Source organism: Streptomyces johnsoniae, assembly GCF_031845565.1.
Lineage (GTDB): Bacteria > Actinomycetota > Actinomycetes > Streptomycetales > Streptomycetaceae > Streptomyces > Streptomyces johnsoniae.
The window spans coordinates 22,639-45,722 of record NZ_JAVREV010000012.1 but is presented as its reverse complement, the minus strand read 5'-3'; the positions used below and the strand labels follow the sequence as shown (position 1 = coordinate 45,722).

The window sequence follows — 23,084 nt, the reverse complement described above, 5'->3', positions numbered from 1 at the left end:
TGCGGATGGGGAAGCCTCCCCATCCTCTCCCACACCCGCCCCGGTCTGGCAACCGCGGGAACGGCGCCGTCCGGGGCGGGTGCGGGCCCGGGCCGCTATTCCCGGCCGTCCGCCGTTATCACCAGGCCGCCGTCCAGGGCCGCGTCCACGCGGACCGTATCGCCGTCCCTGACCTCGCCGGCCAGGATCTTCCTGGCCAGCGGGTCCCCGATCGCGGTCTGCACCAGCCGCCGCAGCGGCCGGGCGCCGTAGGCCGGGTCGTTCCCCTCGTCGGACAGCCAGCGCAGTGCCGGCTCGGTGACCTCCAGGGTCAGCCGCCGGTCCGCGAGCCGCCGCTGGAGCGCGTCGGTCTGGAGCCGCGCGATGCTGCTCAGCTCCTGGCCGGTGAGCGCGGAGAACACCACCAGGTCGTCGAGCCGGTTGAGGAATTCGGGCCGGAACGCGGCCCGCACCGCCGCCAGCACCTCCTCGCGCTGCTGCTCCGGCTTGGTCAGCGGGTCGATCAGGTGCTGGCTGCCGAGGTTGGAGGTGAGGACGAGGATGGTGTTGCGGAAGTCGACCGTGCGGCCCTGCCCGTCGGTCAGCCGCCCGTCGTCGAGCACCTGGAGCAGGATGTCGAAGACCTCGTGGTGCGCCTTCTCCACCTCGTCCAGCAGCACCACCGTGTACGGGCGGCGCCGCACGGCCTCGGTGAGCTGGCCGCCCTCCTCGTAGCCGACGTAGCCGGGGGGCGCGCCGACCAGCCGCGCCACCGAATGCTTTTCGCTGTACTCGCTCATGTCGATGCGGACCATCGCCCGCTCGTCGTCGAAGAGGAAGTCCGCGAGCGCCTTGGCCAGCTCGGTCTTGCCGACGCCGGTCGGGCCGAGGAAGAGGAACGAGCCGGTGGGCCGGTCCGGGTCGGCGACGCCGGCCCGGCTGCGGCGTACCGCGTCCGAGACCGCCCGCACGGCCTCGTGCTGGCCGATCAGCCGCCGGCCGAGCTGCTCCTCCATGCGCAGCAGCTTCTCCGTCTCGCCCTCAAGCAGCCGCCCGGCGGGGATTCCGGTCCAGGAGGACACCACGTCGGCGATGTCGTCCGGGCCGACCTCCTCCTTGACCATCGTGTCCCGCTTGGCCTCCCGCTCGGCCTCCGAGGCGGCGGCCAGCTCCCGTTCGAGTGCGGGAATCTCCCCGTACAGCAGCTTGGAGGCGGCCTCGAAGTCGCCGTCGCGCTGCGCGCGCTCGGCCAGGCCCCTGGACTCGTCCAGGCGCTCCTTCAGCTCGCCCACCCGGTTGAGCCCCTGCTTCTCCTTCTCCCAGCGGGCGGTCAGGCCGCGCAGATCCTCCTCGCGGTCGGCCAGCTCGCGCCGCAGCCGGGCCAGCCGCTCCTGGGAGGAGGCGTCCGACTCGTTGGCCAGGGCCAGCTCCTCCATCTTCAGCCGGTCGACCGAACGCTGCAGCTCGTCGATCTCCACCGGCGAGGAGTCGATCTCCATGCGCAGCCGGGACGCCGCCTCGTCGACCAGGTCGATGGCCTTGTCGGGCAGGAACCTGGAGGTGATGTAACGGTCGGACAGCGCCGCGGCGGCGACCAGCGCGCCGTCCGCGATCTGCACCTTGTGGTGCGCCTCGTACCGCCCCTTCAGGCCGCGCAGGATGGCGATGGAGTCCTCCACGCCCGGCTCGGCTACCAGCACCTGCTGGAAGCGGCGCTCCAGCGCGGCGTCCTTCTCGATCCGCTCCCGGTACTCGTCCAGCGTCGTGGCGCCGACCATGCGCAGCTCGCCGCGCGCCAGCATCGGCTTCAGCATGTTGCCCGCGTCCATGGCGGAATCGCTGCCCGCGCCCGCGCCGACGACCGTGTGCAGCTCGTCGATGAACGTGACGATCTGCCCGTGGCTGTCCTTGATCTCGCCGAGCACGGCCTTCAGCCGCTCCTCGAACTCGCCGCGGTACTTCGCGCCCGCCACCATCGCGCCCAGGTCGAGGGCGACCAGCCGCTTGTTCTTCAGGGACTCCGGGACGTCGCCCTTGACCATCCGCTGCGCGAGCCCTTCGACGACGGCGGTCTTGCCGACGCCGGGCTCGCCGATGAGCACCGGGTTGTTCTTGGTGCGGCGGGAGAGCACCTGGACGACGCGCCGGATCTCGTGGTCCCTGCCGATGACCGGGTCAAGACGGCCCTCGCGGGCCGCGGCCGTGAAGTCGGTGCCGAACCGTTCCAGCGCCTTGTAGGTGCCCTCCGGATCGGCCGTCGTGACGCGCTGGCCGCCGCGGCCGGCCTCGAAGGCGTCGAGCAGCTTGCGGTCGGCCGCGCCCTGGGCGGCCAGCAGCTCGGCGGTCTGCCCGCCCTTGGCGGCCAGGCCGATCAGCAGGTGCTCGGTGGAGACGTAGGAGTCGCCCAGCTCCTTGGCGCGCTGCGCGGCGTCGGCGACGACGGCAAGCAGCTCCCGGTTGGGCTGGGGCTTGGCCACGGACGCGCCCTGCACGCTGGGCAGCCCGGTCAGCAGGCGCTCGGCACCGGAGCGCAGGGCCGCCTGGTCGGCGTCTACGGCGACGAGCAGGTCCTGGATGTTCTCGTTGTCCTGGCCGGTCAGCAGGGCGAGCAGCAGATGCGCCGGGGTGATGTCCGGATGCCCGCCGGTCAGCGCGCGGTCGTTGGCCGCGCTGATCGCGTCCCGGCTCCTGTTGGTCAGCTCGGCGTTCACTTCAGCGGTACTCCTCCGTAGGTCCCGTGTGCGTGCGCATGCATGAGTCTGCCAGACGCAACGTGCGATAAGTTGAGTCTATTCCACTCAAGCTGGTTTCGGGGCAGCACCGGACACGGAAGACGGCGGCGCCGCGGCCGCTCAGCCGCCGCTCGCCGCGGCGAACAGGCTTCGCGCGCCCTCCGGATACGGGCGGCCCACGACGTGCCCCTGCCCGCTGCCCACCGACATCACGGCCACGAGCGTGCCGGACCCGGTCGCCGGGTCGTAGTCCGTGAGCCACGGGCCGCCGCTCGACCCCGCGGTCATGTCGCAGCCGGACAGCAGCAGTCCCCCCAGGTTCGGCTCCTCGGCCTCGCCCGCGGTCAGCACGTCCGTCTCGCCCGCGCAGTAGTGCAGCGTCTCCCCGTCGTAGGGCTCGACCGCCGGATAGCCGAGCACGGCCACCCGACCGCCCTCGGCCACCGGCTCGAACGCGAGGCGGTTCGCACCGTGCACCTCCTGGACGGTGCGCCCGTCCCGGCGCCCGAGCGTGAGGAACGCGTAGTCGTGCGGCAGGATCGCCGAGGTCTCGCGCGTCACGTCCCAGCCCTCGGGCGTGTGGAAGCCGGTGACGAGCCAGCCGTCCTCGCGGTAGGTGTCGCGGCCGTGGTGGTAGCCGGGCACGAACCACACCTCCGCCGGGGGCTCGGGACCGGCCGCGGTGCGCACGCAGTGCGCGGCCGTCGCGACGACGCTGCCGTTCGGCGCGTCGACGACGGCCCCGGAGCAGAGACCGAGCCGCCCGCCGCCCGCGTCCCACATGAGCTTGCCGACCGTGCCGACGGGCCCCTCGGCCCACGGCTGCGCGGCGGCGGCCGGACGGGCACCGAACGCGAGCAGCACGGCGGCGAGCGCCACGGGTATCGGGGAACGCGCAATTCTCATGAGCCCACCCTGTGTTCACGGAACGGACATGTCCAGCTACCGTCCGCCGATCGAGTGGGGTCCCGGCCGGGGTTGACGACGACCCCGCGGCGTAAAGTCCCGGCAAAACCCGGGGACTTCAGCGGTGTGGACCAGTGCCGCGCCGCAGGCGGCGACGGGGCGCGCGCGAAAGCCGCGTGCCGGCTTACTCCCGCGCATTGACGCCGCCGCCCGCGGCCATCAGCATGATCATGCCCATGGCGACCCAGCCGTGCCCCGGGAGGCCCGCCTTGCGACGCACCCGTCCCCCCGCCCGCCGTTCCGCCGTGGCCGCCGCCACCGCGCTGGCCGCCGCCCTGCCGCTGCTGACCACGGCGGGACCGGCCGGCGCCGACTCCGACGCCACGGGCCTGGCCCGCGCGTTCGCCGACGCGGCGGAACGCCACGGCGTGCCCGAGAGCGTGCTGCTCGGCGTCTCCTACCTCACCTCCCGGTGGGACGGCCACGACGGCGCGCCCAGCGTCTCCGGCGGCTACGGGCCGATGCACCTCACCGACGCGGCCACCGCCCTCGCCACCGCATCCGAGGCGACCGGCGGGCACCACGCGCACGGCACCGAGGACGCGCGCGGCGACACCTCGCGGCCGCTCCCGCCGCCGTCCCCCGGCCCCCGTAACGCCCCGGACGCCGGGGCCGTCCCGGCGGACCTCCGCACCCTGGCCGAGGCGGCCGAGCTGACCGGCCTCGACCCCGCGGAGCTGCGGACCGGCAACGCGGCGAACGTCGCCGGCGGCGCCGCGCTGCTGGCCGCCGCGCAGCGCGACCTCGGCCACCCCGCGAGCGGCGACCCCGCCGACTGGTACGGCGCGGTCGCGGCCTACGCGGGCGCGGGCACCCGCGAGGCCGCGGAGTTCTTCGCGGACGAGGTGTACGCCGTCATCAACGAGGGCGCCTCCCGCGTCACCGACTCCGGCGACCGCGTCACGCTCCCGCCGCTCGCCGTCGTCCCCGACACCCGCACCGCCGACGCGCTCGGCCTGCCCGCCGCCCCGCGCGACCCGCGCGTCGAGTGCCCGCGTTCCGTCTCCTGCGCGTGGCTGCCCGCCCCCTACGAGGAGCTGGCCGACGGCGGCTACGGCAACCACGACCAGGCGCGGCGGCCCGCCTCGCAGTCCGTCGACTACATCGTCATCCACGACACCGAGGCCACCTGGGAGACCACCCTCGACCTGGTGCAGGACCCCGAGTACGTCTCCTGGCACTACAGCCTGCGCTCCCGGGACGGGCACATCGCGCAGCACGTCGCGGGCGAGGACGTCGGCTGGCACGCCGGCAACTGGTACGTCAACGCCAAGTCCATCGGCCTGGAGCACGAGGGCTTCCTGACCGACCCCGACGCCTGGTACACGGAGGCGATGTACCGCACCTCCGCCCGCCTGGTCCGCCACCTGGCGCGGGAGTACGACATCCCGCTGGACCGCCACCACATCCTCGGCCACGACAACGTGCAGGGCCCGACCGACGCGAACGTTCCCGGCATGCACACCGACCCGGGGCCCTACTGGGACTGGGCGCACTACTTCGATCTGCTGGGCGCCCCGTTCCGCGCCACCGCGGGCCCGCGCGGCGGCCTGGTGACCATCGCGCCGGACTACGAGACGCACACCCCGGCGTACGAGGACTGCGAGGGCGCCGGCTCCCCCTGCGCGCCGCACGGTTCGGCCGCCGTCCGCCTGCACACCGCGCCCGCGCACGACGCGCCCCTGGTCCGCGACCCCGGCACGCACCCCGGCGACGGCGAGTCTTCCACCGGCGTGAACGACGTGGGCGCCCGCGCCTCCGCGGGCCAGCAGTTCGCCGTCGCCGAACGCCGCGGCGCGTGGACGGCGATCTGGTACCTCGGGCAGAAGGCGTGGTTCCACAACCCGGCGGACGCGCCGACCGCGGTGAACGCCCGCGGCTGGGTGGTCACCGGCAAGGACGGCGCCGCGACCATCCCGGTCCACGGCCGCGCCTACCCGGAGGCCGGCGCCTACCCGGCGGACGTCCCGGTACAGCCGGTCGTTCCGCTGTCGTACGAGATACCGGCCGACCAGGAGTACGCGGTCGGCCTGCGCACGGACAGCGAGTACTACCGGGCCGTCACGTTCGACCCGGCCGGACACCAAGTTGTGCGCGGCGAGGAGTACTTCCAGATTCAGCTCGGCCACCGCATCGCCTGGGTACGCGCCGACGACGTCGAACTGCGCCGCTCCTCCCACTAGACGCTGCGCGGCGTGGGGCGCAAGTACACTCACGCCGATGAGCAGGAAGCCGGCCCTCAGGGACCACCTCGCGACCTCCGTGCTTGACGCCGCCGCCACCGTGCTGACCGAGCGGGGCGAATCGGCCTCCATGGCCGACATCGCGGGCGCCGCCGGCGTCGGACGCGCCACGCTCTACCGGTACTTCCCCACCCGCGAGGCGCTGCTCGCCGCGCTCCGCGAGGCCGCGCTCGACGAGCTGACGGAACGTATCGCCGCCGCGCGCCTGGACACCGTACCGGTCGCCGAGGCCCTGGCCAGACTCACCCGCGCCTTCCTCGGCACGGGCAGCCGCTACACCGCGTTCCTGCGCTCGGGCAGCGGCTACGTCCCCCGCGACGAGGTGGACCGGCGGGTGGGCACGCCGGTGCTCGACCTCTTCAGGCGCGGCGCCGCCGAGGGCACGCTGCGCGGCGACGTGCCGCCCGAGGTGCTGCTCGCGCTGTACGCCGGCCTGATCGAGGCGGCCGTGCCGCTGGCCTCGCGTGGCGGCCTCGGCGTCGAGCGGACGACCGAGGCCGCCACGGGCCTGTTCCTGAACGGCGCGGTGGTGTGACCGTGCCGCGCCGCCACCTCTTCGCGTCCGTGGCCGCCACGCTGCTCGCCGCGCTGATCCTCTTCGCCGCGGCCGGGGACGGCGCGCCGTTCGGCCCCGACACGGCTCTGCACCGCTGGGTGCTCGACCACCGCACGTCCGCCGGCATCGACGTGGCCACGTTCGTCACCGACACGGGGAACCGGGTGATCCCGCACCTCCTGGCCGCCCTGGCCGGGGCGCTCACCGTGCCGCGGACGTGGTGGCTCGGCGCGGTGGCGGGCTTCGCGGCGCTGCTCACCGGGCAGTTGCTGCGCCTCCTCCTGGTGCACGCGCTGGACCGGCCGCGGCCCCCCGCGGAGAGTTGGACCGCGCACGTCAACAACCCGTCGATGCCCTCGGGACATTCGACGACGGCGGCGCTGACGGCCATCGGCCTGGCCGCCGCGCTGCTGCCGTACTGCCACCGCACGGCGACCCGGGCGCTGGCCATCGCGGTGCCCGCGGCCTGGGGCGCCTCGGTCGGGCTCACCCGCGTCTACCTGGGCGTGCACTGGCCCACCGACGTCCTGGCGGGCTGGCTGTTCGCCGCCGCCCTGACCCTGCTGGTGCTGCCGCCGCTCGGCCGCCGCCTGCGGCGCTCGGTCAGGCCGGCGGAGCTCCCATGACGCGGCTGAACTCCTCGGGCCCGGAGACGTCGAAGCCGCGCACGTCCTTGCGGAACGCCCAGCCCGCGGAGCCGTCGCGGGTGAACTCGGCGACCGTCGCCGCCGTCGCGCCCGCGACCGACGCGAAATCGTCCTCCGCCAGCTCGATATAGCCCTCCGCGACGCGCACCCGCGTGCCCGCGACGTCGCCGAACGCCGTCCGCCCGCCGCGCTGCTGGATCACCACTCCCACGACCACCCGGCCGTAGGACTCGGCCAGCCGCTCGAACTCGAAGCTCATGATCTCGTCGAAGCCGAAGCCCTGCCCCGTGGTGCTGTCCCGGCTCAGCGTGATGGTGCCGTCCGGGGAACGGCTGTCGAAGTGCACGAGGTACACCGGCACGCCGTGCGGGTCGTCCGCGCGGTAGGTGGCGGCGATGATGTCGAGGTCATGGGCCGCCGCGCCGGACGGGCTCGGGTCCCACTTGATCTGTACGTCGGCCTTCTCGATTCCCTTGCTGGGACCGCTCACCTGACATCCCCTCCAACTGCCGCAGCCGATGACTCCCTTGTCATCGTCCCACGCTGAAGCGGCCGACAAGCAACGCTTGTTACGTGTTGAGCCAGAGCGCAAGCCCCGGGGCACACGCCCGGCGCTCGGCCCCGCGCACCGACGTTCGCGAGGGGGGCGCAGACCCGGAGGGGAACCGACATGAGTGACAACGAGGCGGACCGGACCGCGGACGGCACGTACGAGCTGGTGCTGCCGGAGACGAGCGGGACCTTCTCGCCGACGGACGCCGAGGCGGCGCCGCCCGAGCTGCCCGAGCTGCCCGAGCTGCCCGAGGCGCAGACGGCGGCCCTCGGCATCACCCTCGCCGGGACGGCCGCCGGCATCCGCACCACGGCCGATCCCCTGGGCGGCGAGGAGGGAGAGTCGATGATCGTCACCGGTCTGTGGGGCGAGATCGGCCGACCCGGAGGCGGCCATCGCGGGCATCCACTGCGATACACGAGCAGCTGCACGCCGCGAGCGGCACCACGTCGACGGTGAGCGAGCCGGAACGCGTCACCCCGGACGGGCTCGGCGACGCGATCATGGAGTGCCGGATGTTCGACCTCGGCGAGGGGTCGGAGGAGGGGCAGAACGGTCTCGCGCCGATGTGCGTGTGGGCCGACGGCAGTCCGGTGGGCACGACGATCCGCGGCGACGCCATGACGCGGGGCGGCTGACGTCACCCGCAGGCCCGGCGGACCGCCGCCGGTCAGCGCCCCCGCTCGGGGCGCCAGACCACGATGGCGGCGGACTGCCGGACGTCCTGGTAGGGCACCAGGTCGCGGCGGTAGGACGCGTGGACCTGCGCCTCGCGCTGCCGCATGGCGACCGCGGCGCCCTCCACGGCCTGCTGGAGCTCGACCACCTTCGCCTGGAGCGCGGCGACCTGCGTCTGGAGCTCGATGATCCGCTTGATCCCCGCGAGGTTGATGCCCTCGTCCTGGGACAGCCGCTGCACCTCGCGCAGCAGCTGGATGTCGCGCGCCGAGTACCGGCGGCCGCGGCCCGCGGTCCGGTCCGGCGAGACCAGACCGAGGCGGTCGTACTGCCGCAGCGTCTGCGGGTGCAGCCCGGAAAGCTGAGCCGCGACGGAGATGACGTACACCGGAGTTTCTTCGGTCAGTTCGTAGGGGTTGCTGCTCTGTCCGTTCCGGCCGTTCATCTCATTACTCTCCCTTCGCGGCCTCGAACAGCCCCGCCCTGGGGTCCTCGCCCTCTGCCGTGGCGCGATAGTCCTCCAGGGCCTTCTTCGCCTCGTCGCCCAGATCGCGCGGTACGGCCACCTCGATGGTGACCAGCAGGTCGCCGAGGGTGCCGTCCTTGCGCACCGCCCCCTTGCCGCGCGCCCGCATGGTGCGGCCACCCGGCGTGCCGGGCGGCAGCTTCAGCGTCACCGGCGGACCACCCAGCGTCGGTACCTTGATCTCACCACCGAGCGCGGCTTCCGGGAAGGTCACCGGCACGGTGATCGTGAGATTGTCCCCGCGCCTGCCGAACACCGGGTGCGCGTCGACGTGCACCACCACGTACAGGTCGCCGTGCGGCCCGCCGCGCTCGCCCGGCGCGCCCTTGCCGCGCAGCCGGATGCGCTGCCCGTCGTCCACGCCCGCCGGGATGCGCACCTGCATCGTCCGCGAACTCGTCGCGCGCCCGCTGCCCTTGCACACCTGGCACGGGTCCTGGGCGATCAGCCCGCGCCCGCGGCAGTCGACGCAGGGGTCGGTGAGCGAGAAGCCGCCCCCGCCGCCGCGGCTGACCTGCCCGGTGCCGACGCAGGTCGGGCACACGCGGGGCGTGCCGTTCTTGTCGCCGGTGCCGGAGCACGCCTTGCACGCCGCGCTGGAGGACATCCGCAGCGGAACGGTCGCGCCGGAGACCGCCTCGGTGAAGCTGAGCGTCACCTCCGACTCGATGTCCTGGCCGCGGCGCGGCTGGGTGCGCGTACCCGGCCCGCCGCGGTTGAACAGGCCGCCGAAGACATCCCCGAGCCCGCCGCCGAACCCGCCGGCCCCGGCAGGACCGGTGCCGGCCGGACCGCCGCCCGGCTGGCCGCCGCCGAACAGGTCGCCCAGGTCGAAGTTGAACTGGCCGCCCCCGCCGGGGCCCTGCCGGAAGGCACCGTTGCCGAACAGCGCGCGCGCCTCGTCATACTCCTTGCGCCGCTTCGGGTCGCCGAGCACGTCGTACGCCTCGGACACGTCCTTGAAACGGTCCTCGGCCTTGGCGTCGCCCGTGTTGGCATCGGGGTGGTTCTCCCGGGCGAGCTTGCGGTACGCCTTCTTGATCTCGGCCTCGGTGGCGTCCTTCGGGACGCCGAGAACCTTGTAGAAGTCCTTCTCGATGAAGTCCTTGGTACTCATCCCCGGCGCCCCTCCTTCCGCGTCGGCCCGCTCACCGCGGCGTCAGCCCTCGTCCGGGCCACCGCCGTCGTCCTTCTCGGCAGCGCTCTCCTCCTGCTCGGCCGGCTTGCCCGGCTGCGGCTCCGCGACGCCGACCCGGGCGGGACGGATCGTGCGCTCGCCGATGCGGTACCCCGGCTGGAGGATCTGCACGCACGTCGTCTCGGTGACGTCCGGCGAATAGCTGTGCATCAGTGCCTCGTGCACGATCGGGTCGAAGGGCTCGCCCTCCTTGCCGAACTGGGCGAGGCCCATCTTCGCCGCGACCATCTCCAACGACTCGGCCACCTGCTTGAAGCCGCCGAGCAGCTCACCGTGGTCCCGCGCGCGGCCGATGTCGTCGAGCACCGGCAGCAACTCGGTCAGGAGATTGGCCACGGCCACCTCCTTGACCGCGACCCGGTCGCGCTCCACGCGGCGGCGGTAGTTCTGGAACTCCGCCTGGAGCCGCTGGAGGTCCTGCGTCCGCTCGTGCAGCGCGGTGCGCGCCTGGTCCAGCTGGGCCGTCAGCGCGACGTCCTGCAGAATCTGGGGGTCCTGCGCCGAGGGCTGCGGGTCCGGCGTGCCGCCGTCCCCGCCGGGGGCGGCCTCGCCGCCCGGCTGTTCCTGCGGACCGGTGGCCCCTTCCGGCACCTCCGGGGTCGCCGCCTCGGCGTCGGGGACCTCGGGCTCCTTGTCGAAGCCCTGCGGGTCCTGGGTCACGCCGCACCGCCCTTCGGCTTGTCGTCGTCCACGATCTCGGCTTCGACGACATCGTCGTCGGCGGCCCGGTCGCCGCCCTGGCCCGGCGCGCCCGCGCCGTCCCCGCCGGGGGCGCCGCCCGCGGCCTGCGCCGACTGGGCGTCGGCGTACATGGCCTGGCCGAGCTTCTGGCTGGTGGCCGCGACCTTCTCGGACGCCTCGCGGATGGCGGCCGTGTCCTCGCCCTTCAGCTGCTCCTTCAGATCGGCGATGGCGGCCTCCACCTCGGTCTTCACCTCGCCGGGAACCTTCTCCCCGTTCTCCTTGAGGAAGTTTTCCGTGGTGTAGACGAGCTGCTCCGCCTGGTTCCGCGTCTCGGCGGACTCACGGCGCCTGGCGTCCTCGTCGGCGTACTGCTCGGCGTCGCGCATCATGCGCTCGATGTCGTCCTTCGGCAGCGCGGAGCCGCCGGTGACGGTCATCCGCTGCTCCTTGCCGGTGCCGAGGTCCTTGGCGGAGACGTGCATGATGCCGTTCGCGTCGATGTCGAACGTGACCTCGATCTGCGGCACGCCGCGCGGCGCCGGGGGCAGCCCGGTCAGCTCGAACATCCCGAGCTTCTTGTTGTACGCGGCGATCTCGCGCTCGCCCTGGTAGACCTGGATCTGCACCGACGGCTGGTTGTCCTCCGCCGTGGTGAAGATCTCGGAGCGCTTGGTCGGGATCGTGGTGTTGCGCTCGATCAGCTTGGTCATGATGCCGCCCTTGGTCTCGATACCGAGGGACAGCGGGGTGACGTCGAGCAGCAGGACGTCCTTGACCTCGCCCTTGAGCACGCCGGCCTGGAGGCTGGCGCCGATGGCGACGACCTCGTCGGGGTTGACGCCCTTGTTGGCGTCCTTGCCGCCGGTCAGCTCGCGCACCAGCTCCGCCACGGCGGGCATCCGGGTCGAGCCGCCGACCAGCACCACGTGGTCGATCTCGGACAGGTGGATACCGGCGTCCTTGATCACATTGTGGAACGGGGTCTTGCAGCGCTCCAGCAGGTCGGAGGTGAGCTGCTGGAACTGCGCACGGGACAGCTTCTCGTCCATGTGCAGCGGGCCCTCGGCGGAGGCCGTGATGTAGGGCAGGTTGATCGTGGTCTCGGTGGACGAGGACAGCTCGATCTTGGCCTTCTCGGCGGACTCGCGGAGCCGCTGGAGCGCCATCTTGTCCTTGGACAGGTCCACGCCGTGCGCGTTGGCGAACTGGCGGACCAGGTGGTCCACGATGCGCTGGTCCCAGTCGTCGCCGCCGAGGTGATTGTCACCGTTGGTGGCCTTGACCTCGACCACGCCGTCGCCGATCTCAAGCAGCGACACGTCGAACGTGCCGCCGCCGAGGTCGAAGACCAGGATGGTCTGGTCGTCCTTCTCCAGGCCGTAGGCGAGGGCGGCGGCCGTCGGCTCGTTGACGATGCGCAGCACGTTGAGCCCGGCGATCTCGCCGGCCTCCTTGGTGGCCTGCCGCTCGTGGTCGTTGAAGTACGCCGGGACGGTGATCACCGCGTCGGCGACCTTCTCGCCCAGGTAGGACTCGGCGTCCCGCTTCAGCTTCTGGAGAATGAAGGCGCTGATCTGCTGGGGGTTGAAGTCCTTGCCGTCCAGGCCGATCTTCCAGTCCGTGCCCATGTGGCGCTTGACGGAACGAATCGTCCGGTCCACGTTGGTAACGGCCTGGCGCTTGGCCACCTCGCCGACGAGCACTTCGCCGTTCTTCGCGAAGGCGACGACGGACGGCGTGGTCCTGGCGCCCTCGGCGTTGGTGATGACGGTGGGCTCACCGCCTTCGAGAACACTGACGACGGAGTTCGTCGTGCCCAGGTCGATGCCGACCGCACGTGCCATTTCGGTATCCTCCAGCTACTAGCTTGAGTGCAACTGACTCAAGACTGCCGCAGGCGACCGCCCCCGTCAAATACCCTGAGCCGAGTCAGCTCAACTCTTGTCGTCGGCAGAGGCTCAAGGCCAGCAGCGCCACGTCATCCTGTATCGCACCGGCGAACTGGGTCACGTCCCGCCACACGTACTCCACAAGACCCGACGTGGGCACCCGCCCCGCGGGCCACTCCCGCCCCACCGCCCCCGCGAGGCGGCCCGTCAGCGGGTAGAACGCACCCGCCGCGTCCCGCGCCTCCGTCACGCCGTCCGTGTAACCGAGCACCACGTCCCCGGCGCGCAGCGCCGCCGACGCGGCCCGCGGCGGAGCGGACCCGGCCACCCCGAGGCCGAGCGGCGGGCCCGGCTCGGCCGGCAGCTCCCGCGCCCGCCCGTCGCTGATCAGCAGCGGCAGCGGATGCCCGCAGCTCAGCAGGCGCACCTCGCCGCCGGCCGCGGGGAACTCCAGCAGCAGCGCCGTCGCGAACAGCTCCGTCGGCTCGCCCGCGTTCTCCGCGTCCACGAGCAGCCTGCGGTCCATACGCGCGGCCACCGCCCCGAGGTCCGCCTCGTCGAGCACCGCCTCCCGGAACGCGCCGAGCAGCGCCGTCACCGTGCCCACGGCCGCGAGCCCGTGCCCCTGCACGTCCGCCACCAGGGCCCGCACCCCGTACGGGCTGGTCCTTACGTCGTACAGATCGCCCCCGACCAGCGCCCCGACCTGCGCCGCCCGGTAGAGAGCCGCGCACCGCACCCCGTCCACCCGTTCCGGCAGCGGCGGCAGCACGGCGCGCTGCACCTCCTCGGCGACGTTGCGCACCACGACGAAGTCCCGCACGTACCGCGTCCTGATCCAGGACACCACCACGCCGCCCGCCGAGATCGCGCCGACCGCCCCCAGGTCCGCGTCGCTGACATGCGGCGGCCTGGTCACCGGCAGTACGAGCAGCAGCAGCGCGAGCACCGACAGGAGCGTCGTCATGCGCGGCCCGTACACCAGCCCTGTCAGCGGCGGCAGCGCCGCGAACAGGAACGCCAGCTGCACCCAGCCGGGCGCCATCCACTCCGCCACGCCCACCCCGGTGAGCAGCACGAGCGGCAGCACGCGCAGCCAGCGGGGCTGGAGGCCGTCGGCGCTGCGCGCGGCGGGGCTCGCCATCGGAACGTCAGCGCCCGGCCGAGATCCGCAGCGCCGCCGCCTTCGCGCGGATGGCGGGCAGTTCGGCGTGCAGCGCGTCCCCCGGGCAGTGGGTCTGCACGATGTCCCGGTGCCCGGAGACGACGTGCAGCTCGGCCGGGTCCCCCTCGGGGACACGGCTGTCGTCGTTCGTCGAGACCATCTCCACCCGCCCGCGCGGGTCGGTCCCCGGGCGCAGCTTCCACGCCGCGATGCGGGCGATGGCGGTGACCAGCGCGGCCGGTACGTCGCCCGCGTCGCCGAAGTCGCCGAGCGCGGCGATGCCGACGCTGTCCATGTTGAAACCGGTGGTGTGCGCCCCCAGCACGAAGCGGTCGAGGCCGCCGGAACGGCCCTCGTAGATCTTCCCGCACTTGTCGACGACGAAGTTGTAGCCCAGGTCGTCCCAGCCCATCCGGTGCACGTGGTCCGCCTGCATCCCGCGCAGCATCTCGGGCACGTCCGCGCAGTCGTAGTCGTCGGGGTGGCTGGTGTGGTGCACGAAGACCGCGCGGGCGGGGCCCGTATAGGTGACGGCCTCGTGCCGCAGGTCCTCGTCGGCCCCCCAGGCGGAACGCGTGACCACGGCCGGCGCGGCGGCGGCCCGCTTCACCGGCGGCCAGCGGTGCTCGGCGGCGGGCGGCGCGGGCGTGGCCGCGGTCAGCTGCGGGGCGTCCCAGGTGACCACGGCTGCCACCGGCAGGACCGCGGCCCACAGGGCTATTCGGCGTGACCACACGGCGCCTCCCCGGCTCAGGGCAGGATCTTCACGGCGCTCGACCAGCCCAGGCCGAGTCGCTCCTGGGCGGCCATGTGGAGGAACTGGAAGCCCTCCAGCTCGCGGGCCCGGCGCAGCGGCCCCACGTCGAGCGGGCGCAGGCCCCCCGCGGCGGCCAGGTCGGCGACGGCGCCCTTGCCGTCCTCGTCGTCCCCCGCGATCAGCACGTCCAGCGGCTTGCCGTCGACGCGGCCGGCCAGCAGCGTGGTGGCGAAGGTGGTGTTGAACGCCTTGACCACCGGCGTTCCCGGGGCCGCGTCGGCGGCGATCTGCTCGGCGGCCGAGGTGCCGGGCGGCACCGCCAGCGAGTCGAAGGTCGAGAAGTCCACGGGGTTGCTGATGTCGACGACGACCGAGCCGGCGAGCGCGGTGCCGTACTCGGCGACCGCCTCGCGCCCGGCCGGCCAGGGCACGGCAAGCACCACGAGGTCGGCGTCCTCGACGCCGATGGCGTCGGACGCCGTGATCTCGCCGTCCGGCGCGGCCTCGCGCAGCTCGTCCGCGAGCCCGGCCGCCTTCCGGGGCGTCCGGTCGATCAGCCGCACGGTGTGCCCGCCGGCCAGCGCGATGGTCGCCACGCCGCGGGCCATGGCGCCCGCGCCCACGATCGTCACAATCATTTCTCCATGCCAGCACGCCCCCAGGGGCCCCGCATCTCGGGCTCAGGCGGCGGCTCGGGCAGCGGCTCAGGCGACGCGCGGCAGCGCCCGGTCCTGCCGCAGCGCGGCGAAGAGGCGCCCGGCCGGGGAGGTGTCGAGGGCGAGGCGGTCCGGCCGGGTGGGATGCGGAACGGTTGGCACGGTGCGGAACGTCACCCCGCCGTCGGGAACGGCCCGGACGTCCTTGACCAGGCCGTGCAGCTCGTCCAGCGAGTCGAGCCCGGGGTCCGCGGTGATCGCCGAGGTGACGGCCTTCAGCAGCGGGTACAGCTGCGCCGGGTCGGTGACCGTGCCCTGTGCGGTGATGCGCTCGTGGAGCAGGCCGAGGAGGTGCTGCTGGCGCTGGAGCCGGTTGAGGTCGCTGCCGTCGCCGACGTGCACCCGGGCCCTGGCGTAGGCCAGGGCCCGCTCGCCGTCGAGGAGGTGCCGCCCGGCGGACAGGTCGTGGCCCACGTTGGGGTCGCGTTCGTCCTCGGCCAGCTCCACCTCGACGCCGCCGACCGCGTCCACGACGTCGGCGAACCCGTCGAAACCGAGCACGAGGTGATGGTCGACGCGGATACCGGAGAGCCGTTCGAACGTCAGGATCGTGCAGGCCGCGCCGCCGTGCTGGAACGCCCAGTTGAACTGGTCCCGGGCGGCCTCGCTCCGCTCGCCCCCGGCCGTCCGGCAGGCCGGGATGTCCACGACGATGTCGCGCGGCACGTGCACCGCGTCCGCCCGGCGCCCGTCGCCGGAGAGGTGCAGCAGCAGCACGGTGTCGGACCGCGCGTTGCCGGTGCCGGAGCCCCGGTCGTGCCCGATCACCAGGATGTTCCTGCCCTCGCCCGGCTCCGCGGCGGGCCGCCTCGCCGCGTCCCGGTCCAGCGCCTCGGCGGCGGCGTGGTCGGTGCGGATGTTCCCGTTCAGCTTCTGGTACGCCCACAGCGCCGTGCCGGCCGTGATCGCCAGGAGCGTCCCGAAGGCCAGCAGCAGCCACCACAGGATTTTCTGACCGCGCGTCATGCGCCCATCCTGCGCGGCCCGTCGGACGCCATAAGTTATTTGGGATTATTTGTCGATGGCTTCCTCCGAACGGACGCGCGGCACGACGCCAATCGGCCGACCCGCCGCGTCTCGGGCGATGGCGTTCACGAGCCGTAGGGGCGGCTCGCGCGGGCGGTGCGGAGCGCGTGGCCCCACCAGGCGAGCTGGTCGAGCATGGCCTTGGCGGCACCGTCGCAGCCCGCGGGCTCCAGCGGCCGGCCCTTGTCGTCGAAGCGCGACCAGGCGTCGTGGAAACTGACGGTGTCCCGGACGGTGACGGCGTGCAGTTCGGCGAAGACGGGCCGCAGGTGCTCAACGGCCCGCAGGCCGCCGGAGAGCCCGCCGTAGGAGACGAAGCCGACCGGCTTGGCCTGCCATTCGCCGTGGTGCCAGTCGATGACGTTCTTGAGCGCCGCCGGGTAACTGTGGTTGTACTCCGGCGTCACGACGGCGAACGCGTCGGCCGCGCCGAGCCGTTGCGCGAACGCGGTGTGCGGGTCGCCCGGTTCGCCCATGCCGAGCGGCAGGGCGGCGGCCGGCTCGGCGAGGTCGACCAGATCGACCGTCATGTCCTCCCGGGCGGCGGCCCGTTCGGCGAACCAGCGGGAGACGGTCGGCCCGAAGCGGCCCTCGCGGACGCTGCCGATGATCACGGCAAGGCGCAGCGGCCGTGCGTCGTGGGTGTCGTGGGTGTCGTGGGTGTCGTGGGTGTCGTGGGCAATGGACATGGCGTATCCCTTCGGTCGGGGCGCGACGGAACGGCGCGACGGAATACAGCCTGGAACTTAAAGTTATATTGAAGTCAAGCCCCGCCCGCGGCGCCGCCGTCCGGCCGAGGGCGTGGGCCCGGCGGGAGCGGGTAAGTTACCGCCTAGTAAGATGGCGCTGAGCTATCTTGCCAGCACGCCCGTCAGCCGTCCGCCCGCACGTCAATGAAGATCCGCAGGTTCGAGGAGCCGCCATGCAACTCGCCGCCATCGTCGTATCGCTGGTGCTCACCGCGGTCGCCGTCGCGCTGCTCGGCCGGGCCGTGCTGCACCTCTTCCGCACCCTGCGGCTCGGCCAGCCCGTCCCCGCGGGCCTGCGCACGGACGCGTGGAAGCGGCGCAGCGCCACGCTCGCCAAGGAGTTCCTCGGCCACACCCGGATGAACCGGTGGGGCATCGTCGGCGTCGCCCACTGGTTCGTGGCGATCGGCTTCTTCACCCTCATCCTGACGGTGGCCCAGGCGTACGGGCAGCTCTTCGAGGCCGACTGGACGCTGCCGCTGCTCGGCGGCTTCCTGCCGTACGAGATGTACATCGAGTTCATCGCCGCCATGACGGTCGTCGGCATCGTGACGTTGATCACCATCCGGCTGCTGAGCCTGCCCTCCCGGCTCGGCCGCAAGTCCCGTTTCGCCGGGTCCACGCCCTGGCAGGCGTACTTCGTCGAGTACGTCATCCTCACCATCGGCGTCGCGATCCTCGTGCTGCGCGGCCTCGAAGGCGCGCTGCACCACGCCGACGGCTACCAGGCGTCATACTTCCTCAGCTACCCCCTTGTCGCCGCGTTCGACGGCCTCGGCACCGGCACCCTCCAGAACCTGGTCTACCTCGTCGCCATGATCAAGATCGGCGTCTCGATGACCTGGGCCATCACCATCGGCCTGAACACCGCCATGGGCGTCGCCTGGCACCGGTTCCTGGCGTTCCCCAACATCTGGTTCAAGCGGAACGCCGACGGCGCCGTCTCGCTCGGCGCGCTGCTCCCCATGACCTCCGCCGGCAAGCCGATCGACTTCGAGGACCCCGACGAGGACGCGCAGTTCGGCGTCTCCCGGATCGAGCACTTCTCCTGGAAGGGCCTGCTCGACTTCTCCACCTGCACCGAGTGCGGGCGCTGCCAGTCCCAGTGCCCCGCCTGGAACACCGGCAAGCCCCTCTCGCCGAAGCTGCTGGTCATGTCCCTGCGCGACCAGGCGCACGCCGCCGCCCCCTACCTGCTGGCGGGCGAGACCGGCGAGGTCACCGAACGCCCGCTGATCGGCACCGCGGCGGAGCAGGGCGTCATCGACCCCGACGTCCTCTGGTCGTGCACCACCTGCGGCGCGTGCGTCGAACAGTGCCCCGTCGACATCGAGCACGTCGACCACATCGTCGACATGCGCCGCTACCAGGTCATGATCGAGTCGTCCTTCCCCAGCGAGGCCGGCACGATGCTGAAGAACCTGGAGCGCAAGGGCAACCCGTGGGGCCTGGCCAAGAAGAAGCGCCTGGAGTGGACGAAGGAGGTCGACTTCGACGTCCCCGTCGTCGGCACCGACGTCGAGGACCTCACCGAGATCGACTACCTCTACTGGGTCGGCTGCGCCGGCGCCCTGGAGGACCGCGCCAAGAAGACCACCAAGGCGTTCGCGGAGCTGCTGCACATCGCCGGCGTCGAGTTCGCCATCATGGGCGGCGACGAGGCCTGCACCGGCGACTCCGCCCGCCGCCTCGGCAACGAGTTCCTGTTCCAGCAGCTCGGTCAGCAGAACGTCGAAACCCTCGACGCGGCCGGCGCCAAGAAGATCGTCACCACCTGCCCGCACTGCTTCAACACCATCGCGAACGAGTACCCGCAGCTCGGCGGCACCTACGAGGTCATCCACCACACCCAGCTGCTCCAGCACCTGATCGACGCGGGCCGGCTGATCCCGGTCACGCCCGTCGAGGGCCTGATCACCTACCACGACCCCTGCTACCTGGGCCGCCACAACAAGGTCTACACCCCGCCCCGCGAGATCATCGGCCGCGTCCCAGGACTGCGGAACGAGGAGATGCACCGCCACAAGGAACGCGGCTTCTGCTGCGGCGCGGGCGGCGCCCGCATGTGGATGGAGGAGCGGATCGGCAAGCGCGTCAACGACGAGCGTGTCGACGAAGCCCTCTCCCTCAACCCGGACATCGTCTCCACCGCCTGCCCGTTCTGCCTCGTCATGCTGTCCGACTCGGTGAACGGCAAGAAGAACGACGGCGCCGCCAAGGAGGACCTGCGCGTCGTCGACGTGGCACAGCTGCTGCTGGAATCGGTACGTTCATAGGCGTGGCCGTATTCAGAAGAAGGCGCGACGAGGGCAACCCGCCGCCGACGCCGTACGCCGGCGCCCCGCAGCCGTACCCGCAGGACCCGCAGTACGCACCGCACCACGGCGACCCGCACTACGGCGACCCGTACCACGGCGACCCGTACGCCGCCGGAGCGCCGGCGGCTGCCCCGCAGCCGCCCCCGCCCCCGCCGCCGCTGCCCTGGCGGGAGCTGCTGACCGGCGTCGTCTTCCGCTCAAGCCGCACCTACTGGCACATGCGCGACTACGCCATGTGGTGGCCCGCGCTGATCGTCACGTTCCTCTACGGCCTGGTCGCCGCCTTCGGCCTCGACCAGGCCCGCGAGGAGATCCTCGACACCACGGCCTCGACGGTCGCGCCGTACCTGCTGGTCACCGGCCTCGCCATGGTCCTCGGCGCCCTCGTCCTGAGCACCGTCACGCACAACCTCGCCCGGCAGTTCGGCGGCAACGGCCTGTGGGCGCCCACCGCCGGGCTCGCCATGCTGATCATGACCCTGACGGACGTGCCCCGGCTCGCCCTCGCCATCTTCCTCGGCGGCGCCGACCCGGTCGTCCAGGTGATCGGCTGGGCGACGTGGCTGGGCGCGGGTGCGCTGTTCACCATGATGGTCAGCCGCTCCCACGAGATCGCCTGGCCCCGCGCCCTGGCCGCCTCCACGATCCAACTGCTCGCCCTGCTGATGCTGGTGAAGCTCGGCACGCTGTAGCCGCGCGGTGGTGGCCGGCCGCCCGGCGGGCGGGCGGCCACCAGCCCCTCCGGTAGCCTCGGGGCGTGCTTCTGTCAGACAAGGACATCCGTACGGAAATCGACGCCGGCCGTGTACGGATCGACCCTTACGATCCGACCATGGTCCAGCCGTCGAGCATCGACGTCCGGCTGGACCGTTACTTCCGCGTCTTCGAGAACCATCGCTACCCCCACATCGACCCCGCCACCGAACAGCCCGACCTCACCCGCGTGATCGAGCCGCCGGGCGACGAGCCGTTCATCCTGCACCCCGGCGAGTTCGTCCTCGCCTCCACCTACGAGGTGATCACCCTCCCCGAGGACGTCGCGTCCCGCCTGGAGGGCAAGAGCTCCCTCGGCCGCCTCGGCCTGCTGACCCACTCCACGGCCGGCTTCATCGACCCCGGCTTCTCCGGTCACGTGACCCTGGAGCTGTCCAACATGGCCACGCTGCCGATCAAGCTCTGGCCCGGCATGAAGATCGGCCAGCTCTGCATGTTCCGGCTGACCTCCCCGGCCGAACACCCCTACGGCTCATCACGCGCCGGCTCCCGCTACCAGGGCCAGCGCGGCCCGACCCCCTCCCGCTCCTACCTCAACTTCCACCGCACCCGCATCTGACCCCACCGGCACCGCACTCCGCAGCCGGGCACACCGCGGACACCGCAACAACCGCCCCGGCCCGATCCGCTCCCGCCCCAACTGCCGCAAGGGAAACCGAGCCGCAACAAAGACATGCCCCTCGGCACAACGCACCACGGTGTTGGTCTGCAACGCTTCCCTCTCCCATGCGACTTGACAACGGCGAAGGCCACATTAGAGGAAGAAGCACCCCCCACCACGACGGCACTCCGACGTACACGGAGCCCACCAAGATGAGGTAGGCTAACCCCCAAGACCAGCCCCCGAGCCGGTCACGCGGGCGTAGTTTAATGGTAGAACATGAGCTTCCCAAGCTCAGAGCGCGAGTTCGATTCTCGTCGCCCGCTCCACGACAAAGCTCCAGGTCAGCGACCTGGAGCTTGTTTGTTGTCCAGACCTCTCCAGGCCCCTCTCACCACTTGCGCACCACTTGAGCCGCCGAATGACGCCCAGGCACGACGCACGGGGGTGCGATCGTTTACATGTTCGACATGCGTCTCAAATGGCGAGACCGACTTCATGTGACCTGCATCACACAACCCTCGGTCGAGTGGCGCAGCCAGAGCAGCGGCCACAGGCACACCAAATCCTCTGTCCCCATGGGAAGTTGAGTGAGCGGGGGTGACTCCGATCTGCTCCGCAGGCGCTGTCTTCGTGCCTGTAGCGACCGTCTCAGGGGGCCGAGACGGCAGCATGTCGGCCCCCTGAGGCGGGTGTCGGAGGGTGTCAGGCGTGGCGCACCACTCGCGCACCACTTGGCCCGCTGTCCGAGCTTGACCGTCCCTTGCCGTGGCCGTCCGCGATACCCCTGCGAGCCACCCGAACACGGGTGTCGAGGCCGTGGGCGACTTCCTTCTGGCGCTCCAGGGGCGAATGCTGATAGATCAGCGCAGCCTTCTCCGTCGACTGGCCGGCGCGGACCATGACGTCCTTGAGCGTGCCGCCGGACTGGGTCACGAGGGTGTTGCCGGTGTGCCGAAGATCGTAGAAACGGAAGTTGGGCGGCAGCCCGACCTTGATCCGCGCCTTGCGCCACTTCCGACCGAAGGTGGAGCGGCGGAACGGTGCACCACGCTCGCCGACGAACAGCAGCCCCTCGGGCTCTTTGGAGGCGAACCAGTCGAGGTGGCGCCGCACATCGACGTACAGGAAGCCCGGCAGCACGACCGTGCGCTTCCCGGCCTGCGACTTGGTCTCGCCGGTCACCCGGTGGCCGGTGGTCAGCTCGGGCGCCGCCCTGCTGATGAGCAAGAGGACCGGTTCAGGCTCAGCCTCACGCTCACGGGGCTCGTCAGGGTCGGGCTCTTCGGGCAGGAGCACGTCATGCCTGCGCATTTCGGCCTGCTCCTCAGGACGGAGGCTGGCGTAGGCCGCGAAGTAGACCATCAGCCGCCAGCGCGGCCCCATCGCGTCGGCCAGGGTGTCGACCTGCTCAACGGTCGCCACCGGCCGCTCGTCGGCGGACTCCTTGCCCGCGCCCTTGATCCGGCATGGGTTACGGCGGATCAACTCGTCGTCGGCAGCCGTCTGGAGGATGGCCTTCAGCAGTCGGTACGCCTTGGCGACCGTCGTGTCGGCGCCCGTGGCCTCCAGCCGTTCGGCACGCCAGGCGCGAACGCGGGGCGGGGTCACCTCGTCAAGGTCCCACTGCCGGAACCTCGGCAGGATGTGCAGGCGGAGCAGACGGCGGTAGAGCTCGCCGGTGGTGGCGGCGAGCTGGCGCTCCTCGACCCACCGCAGGGCGTACTCCTCGAAGTTGACCGCCCCGACATCCGGATCGGTCCAGTCGCCACGGGTGAGGTCCGCCTCGACCTGGGACAGCCAGACGTCGGCGTCCGTCTTGGTGGCGAAGGTCTCGGGCGAGCGCCGCCGCAGCCCTGTGGGGTCGACGTAGCTGGCCGTCCAACGACCCGAGGGATACTGCCGAACGGCCCCGAAGCGGCGCTTGGCCGCCTTCTTCTTCGCCATCAGGCGGCCCTGCCGTAGCGGGAGCGGGCGCGCCGAACGGCAGGCTGAACGGTCTGTGCCTCGATGTAGGCATCGAGGACACTCTCGGCGATGCGGACGTGGCGCCCGACCTTGACGAAAGCGATGCGGCGTTCGGCGATCAGCCGACGGGGAAAGCGCTCGCTGGTGCCGAGCCGCTCGGCGGCCTTTGCCACCGTGAGCAGACGGTCATGGGTGCTCAGCTCCGTCGCGGCACGTGCGGGCTGTGCGGATACATGGGGTATCGCCGTTCGGCGCATGGGAGAGTCCTCTCCCGGCAGGCCCGTGGCACGGCAATGCCGACCTGCCGAGTCGATCGCTAGGGATGGCGGTTGCGTACTGAGCCGTCCGGGGCTTGAGGG

Annotated in this window: 22 protein-coding genes and 1 tRNA gene; 9 read left to right on the top strand and 14 right to left on the bottom strand. The window is 72.1% G+C overall.

The window, feature by feature from the left end; all coding sequences use genetic code 11:
- Positions 1-95 precede the first annotated feature (95 nt).
- Both clpB and RM779_RS21050 read right to left on the bottom strand, forming a co-directional pair.
- On the bottom strand, positions 96-2,690 hold the full coding sequence (clpB, locus tag RM779_RS21055) for an ATP-dependent chaperone ClpB (RefSeq protein WP_311619300.1): 2,595 nt from the start codon (positions 2,688-2,690) through the stop codon (positions 96-98).
- Between the two features lie 141 nt (positions 2,691-2,831).
- A complete protein-coding gene (locus tag RM779_RS21050) occupies positions 2,832-3,617 on the bottom strand; it encodes a trypsin-like serine peptidase (RefSeq protein WP_311619299.1) in 786 nt (261 codons plus the stop codon).
- Between the two features lie 230 nt (positions 3,618-3,847).
- Here RM779_RS21050 and RM779_RS21045 point away from each other — a divergent pair, with 230 nt between their 5' ends.
- From RM779_RS21045 to RM779_RS21035, 3 genes are read left to right on the top strand one after another with little or no spacing between them, the layout of a single operon-like run.
- Entirely contained in the window at positions 3,848-5,860 is a 2,013-nt protein-coding gene (locus tag RM779_RS21045) for an N-acetylmuramoyl-L-alanine amidase (RefSeq protein ID WP_394813353.1), read from the top strand.
- Positions 5,861-5,897: 37 nt separating this feature from the next.
- The gene (locus tag RM779_RS21040) at positions 5,898-6,455 is read left to right on the top strand and encodes a TetR/AcrR family transcriptional regulator (RefSeq protein ID WP_311619298.1); all 558 of its coding nucleotides are present in this window, start codon (positions 5,898-5,900) and stop codon (positions 6,453-6,455) included.
- Positions 6,452-7,102: a phosphatase PAP2 family protein gene (locus RM779_RS21035; RefSeq protein ID WP_311619297.1), complete on the top strand. Its 651-nt coding sequence runs from the start codon at positions 6,452-6,454 to the stop codon at positions 7,100-7,102. Before RM779_RS21040 ends, RM779_RS21035 begins: the two co-directional genes overlap by 4 nt.
- On the opposite strand, the gene RM779_RS21030 is transcribed toward RM779_RS21035, so the two are convergent.
- Positions 7,080-7,613: a TerD family protein gene (locus RM779_RS21030; RefSeq protein WP_311619296.1), complete on the bottom strand. Its 534-nt coding sequence runs from the start codon at positions 7,611-7,613 to the stop codon at positions 7,080-7,082. The genes RM779_RS21035 and RM779_RS21030 overlap by 23 nt on opposite strands.
- A gap of 180 nt (positions 7,614-7,793) precedes the next feature.
- Here RM779_RS21030 and RM779_RS21025 point away from each other — a divergent pair, with 180 nt between their 5' ends.
- Together RM779_RS21025 and RM779_RS21020 are read left to right on the top strand one after the other, a co-directional pair.
- Positions 7,794-8,135 carry a hypothetical protein gene (locus RM779_RS21025; RefSeq protein ID WP_311619295.1) on the top strand — a complete coding sequence of 114 codons (342 nt, stop codon included), beginning with the start codon at positions 7,794-7,796 and terminating at the stop codon, positions 8,133-8,135.
- Positions 8,132-8,314: a hypothetical protein gene (locus tag RM779_RS21020; RefSeq protein ID WP_311619294.1), complete on the top strand. Its 183-nt coding sequence runs from the start codon at positions 8,132-8,134 to the stop codon at positions 8,312-8,314. Before RM779_RS21025 ends, RM779_RS21020 begins: the two co-directional genes overlap by 4 nt.
- A 32-nt stretch (positions 8,315-8,346) precedes the next feature.
- Here the strand turns inward: RM779_RS21020 and RM779_RS21015 are convergent, their stop codons facing one another.
- The 9 genes from RM779_RS21015 to RM779_RS20975 form a co-directional block, all read right to left on the bottom strand.
- Complete coding sequence (locus RM779_RS21015) at positions 8,347-8,799, bottom strand: heat shock protein transcriptional repressor HspR (RefSeq protein ID WP_077059953.1); 453 nt, start codon at positions 8,797-8,799, stop codon at positions 8,347-8,349.
- Between the two features lie 4 nt (positions 8,800-8,803).
- Entirely contained in the window at positions 8,804-9,997 is a 1,194-nt protein-coding gene (dnaJ, locus tag RM779_RS21010) for a molecular chaperone DnaJ (protein WP_311619293.1), read from the bottom strand.
- A gap of 42 nt (positions 9,998-10,039) precedes the next feature.
- A complete protein-coding gene (gene grpE / locus RM779_RS21005; RefSeq protein WP_077059955.1) occupies positions 10,040-10,738 on the bottom strand; it encodes a nucleotide exchange factor GrpE in 699 nt (232 codons plus the stop codon).
- A complete protein-coding gene (gene dnaK, locus RM779_RS21000) occupies positions 10,735-12,606 on the bottom strand; it encodes a molecular chaperone DnaK (protein ID WP_311619292.1) in 1,872 nt (623 codons plus the stop codon). Before dnaK ends, grpE begins: the two co-directional genes overlap by 4 nt.
- Before the next feature lie 85 nt (positions 12,607-12,691).
- Positions 12,692-13,795: a PP2C family protein-serine/threonine phosphatase gene (locus tag RM779_RS20995; protein WP_311619291.1), complete on the bottom strand. Its 1,104-nt coding sequence runs from the start codon at positions 13,793-13,795 to the stop codon at positions 12,692-12,694.
- Positions 13,796-13,802: 7 nt separating this feature from the next.
- Positions 13,803-14,552 carry a peptidoglycan recognition protein family protein gene (locus tag RM779_RS20990; protein WP_311619290.1) on the bottom strand — a complete coding sequence of 250 codons (750 nt, stop codon included), beginning with the start codon at positions 14,550-14,552 and terminating at the stop codon, positions 13,803-13,805.
- Positions 14,553-14,566: 14 nt separating this feature from the next.
- A complete protein-coding gene (locus tag RM779_RS20985) occupies positions 14,567-15,211 on the bottom strand; it encodes an NADPH-dependent F420 reductase (protein ID WP_077059959.1) in 645 nt (214 codons plus the stop codon).
- A gap of 66 nt (positions 15,212-15,277) precedes the next feature.
- Positions 15,278-16,255, bottom strand: coding sequence for an LCP family protein (locus RM779_RS20980; RefSeq protein ID WP_311619289.1), 978 nt, complete (start codon positions 16,253-16,255; stop codon positions 15,278-15,280).
- 125 nt (positions 16,256-16,380) lie between these two features.
- Positions 16,381-17,004 (bottom strand): NADPH-dependent FMN reductase, encoded by a 624-nt coding sequence (locus RM779_RS20975; protein WP_311619288.1) that lies wholly within the window; start codon positions 17,002-17,004, stop codon positions 16,381-16,383.
- Between the two features lie 233 nt (positions 17,005-17,237).
- Between RM779_RS20975 and RM779_RS20970 the strand changes: the two genes are divergently transcribed.
- From RM779_RS20970 to RM779_RS20950, 4 genes are all read left to right on the top strand, one after another.
- Positions 17,238-19,340: a (Fe-S)-binding protein gene (locus RM779_RS20970; RefSeq protein WP_311619287.1), complete on the top strand. Its 2,103-nt coding sequence runs from the start codon at positions 17,238-17,240 to the stop codon at positions 19,338-19,340.
- Positions 19,341-19,342: 2 nt separating this feature from the next.
- Positions 19,343-20,074 (top strand): Yip1 family protein, encoded by a 732-nt coding sequence (locus tag RM779_RS20965; protein ID WP_394813352.1) that lies wholly within the window; start codon positions 19,343-19,345, stop codon positions 20,072-20,074.
- Between the two features lie 65 nt (positions 20,075-20,139).
- A complete protein-coding gene (gene dcd, locus RM779_RS20960; RefSeq protein WP_311619286.1) occupies positions 20,140-20,715 on the top strand; it encodes a dCTP deaminase in 576 nt (191 codons plus the stop codon).
- 297 nt (positions 20,716-21,012) lie between these two features.
- Positions 21,013-21,086, top strand: a tRNA-Gly gene (locus tag RM779_RS20950).
- A gap of 376 nt (positions 21,087-21,462) precedes the next feature.
- On the opposite strand, the gene RM779_RS20945 is transcribed toward RM779_RS20950, so the two are convergent.
- Together RM779_RS20945 and RM779_RS20940 are read right to left on the bottom strand one after the other, a co-directional pair.
- A complete protein-coding gene (locus tag RM779_RS20945) occupies positions 21,463-22,704 on the bottom strand; it encodes a site-specific integrase (protein WP_311619284.1) in 1,242 nt (413 codons plus the stop codon).
- Positions 22,704-22,925 (bottom strand): excisionase family DNA-binding protein, encoded by a 222-nt coding sequence (locus tag RM779_RS20940; RefSeq protein ID WP_311619457.1) that lies wholly within the window; start codon positions 22,923-22,925, stop codon positions 22,704-22,706. The genes RM779_RS20945 and RM779_RS20940 overlap by 1 nt, the downstream gene beginning before the upstream one ends.
- Between the last annotated feature and the right edge of the window lie 159 nt (positions 22,926-23,084).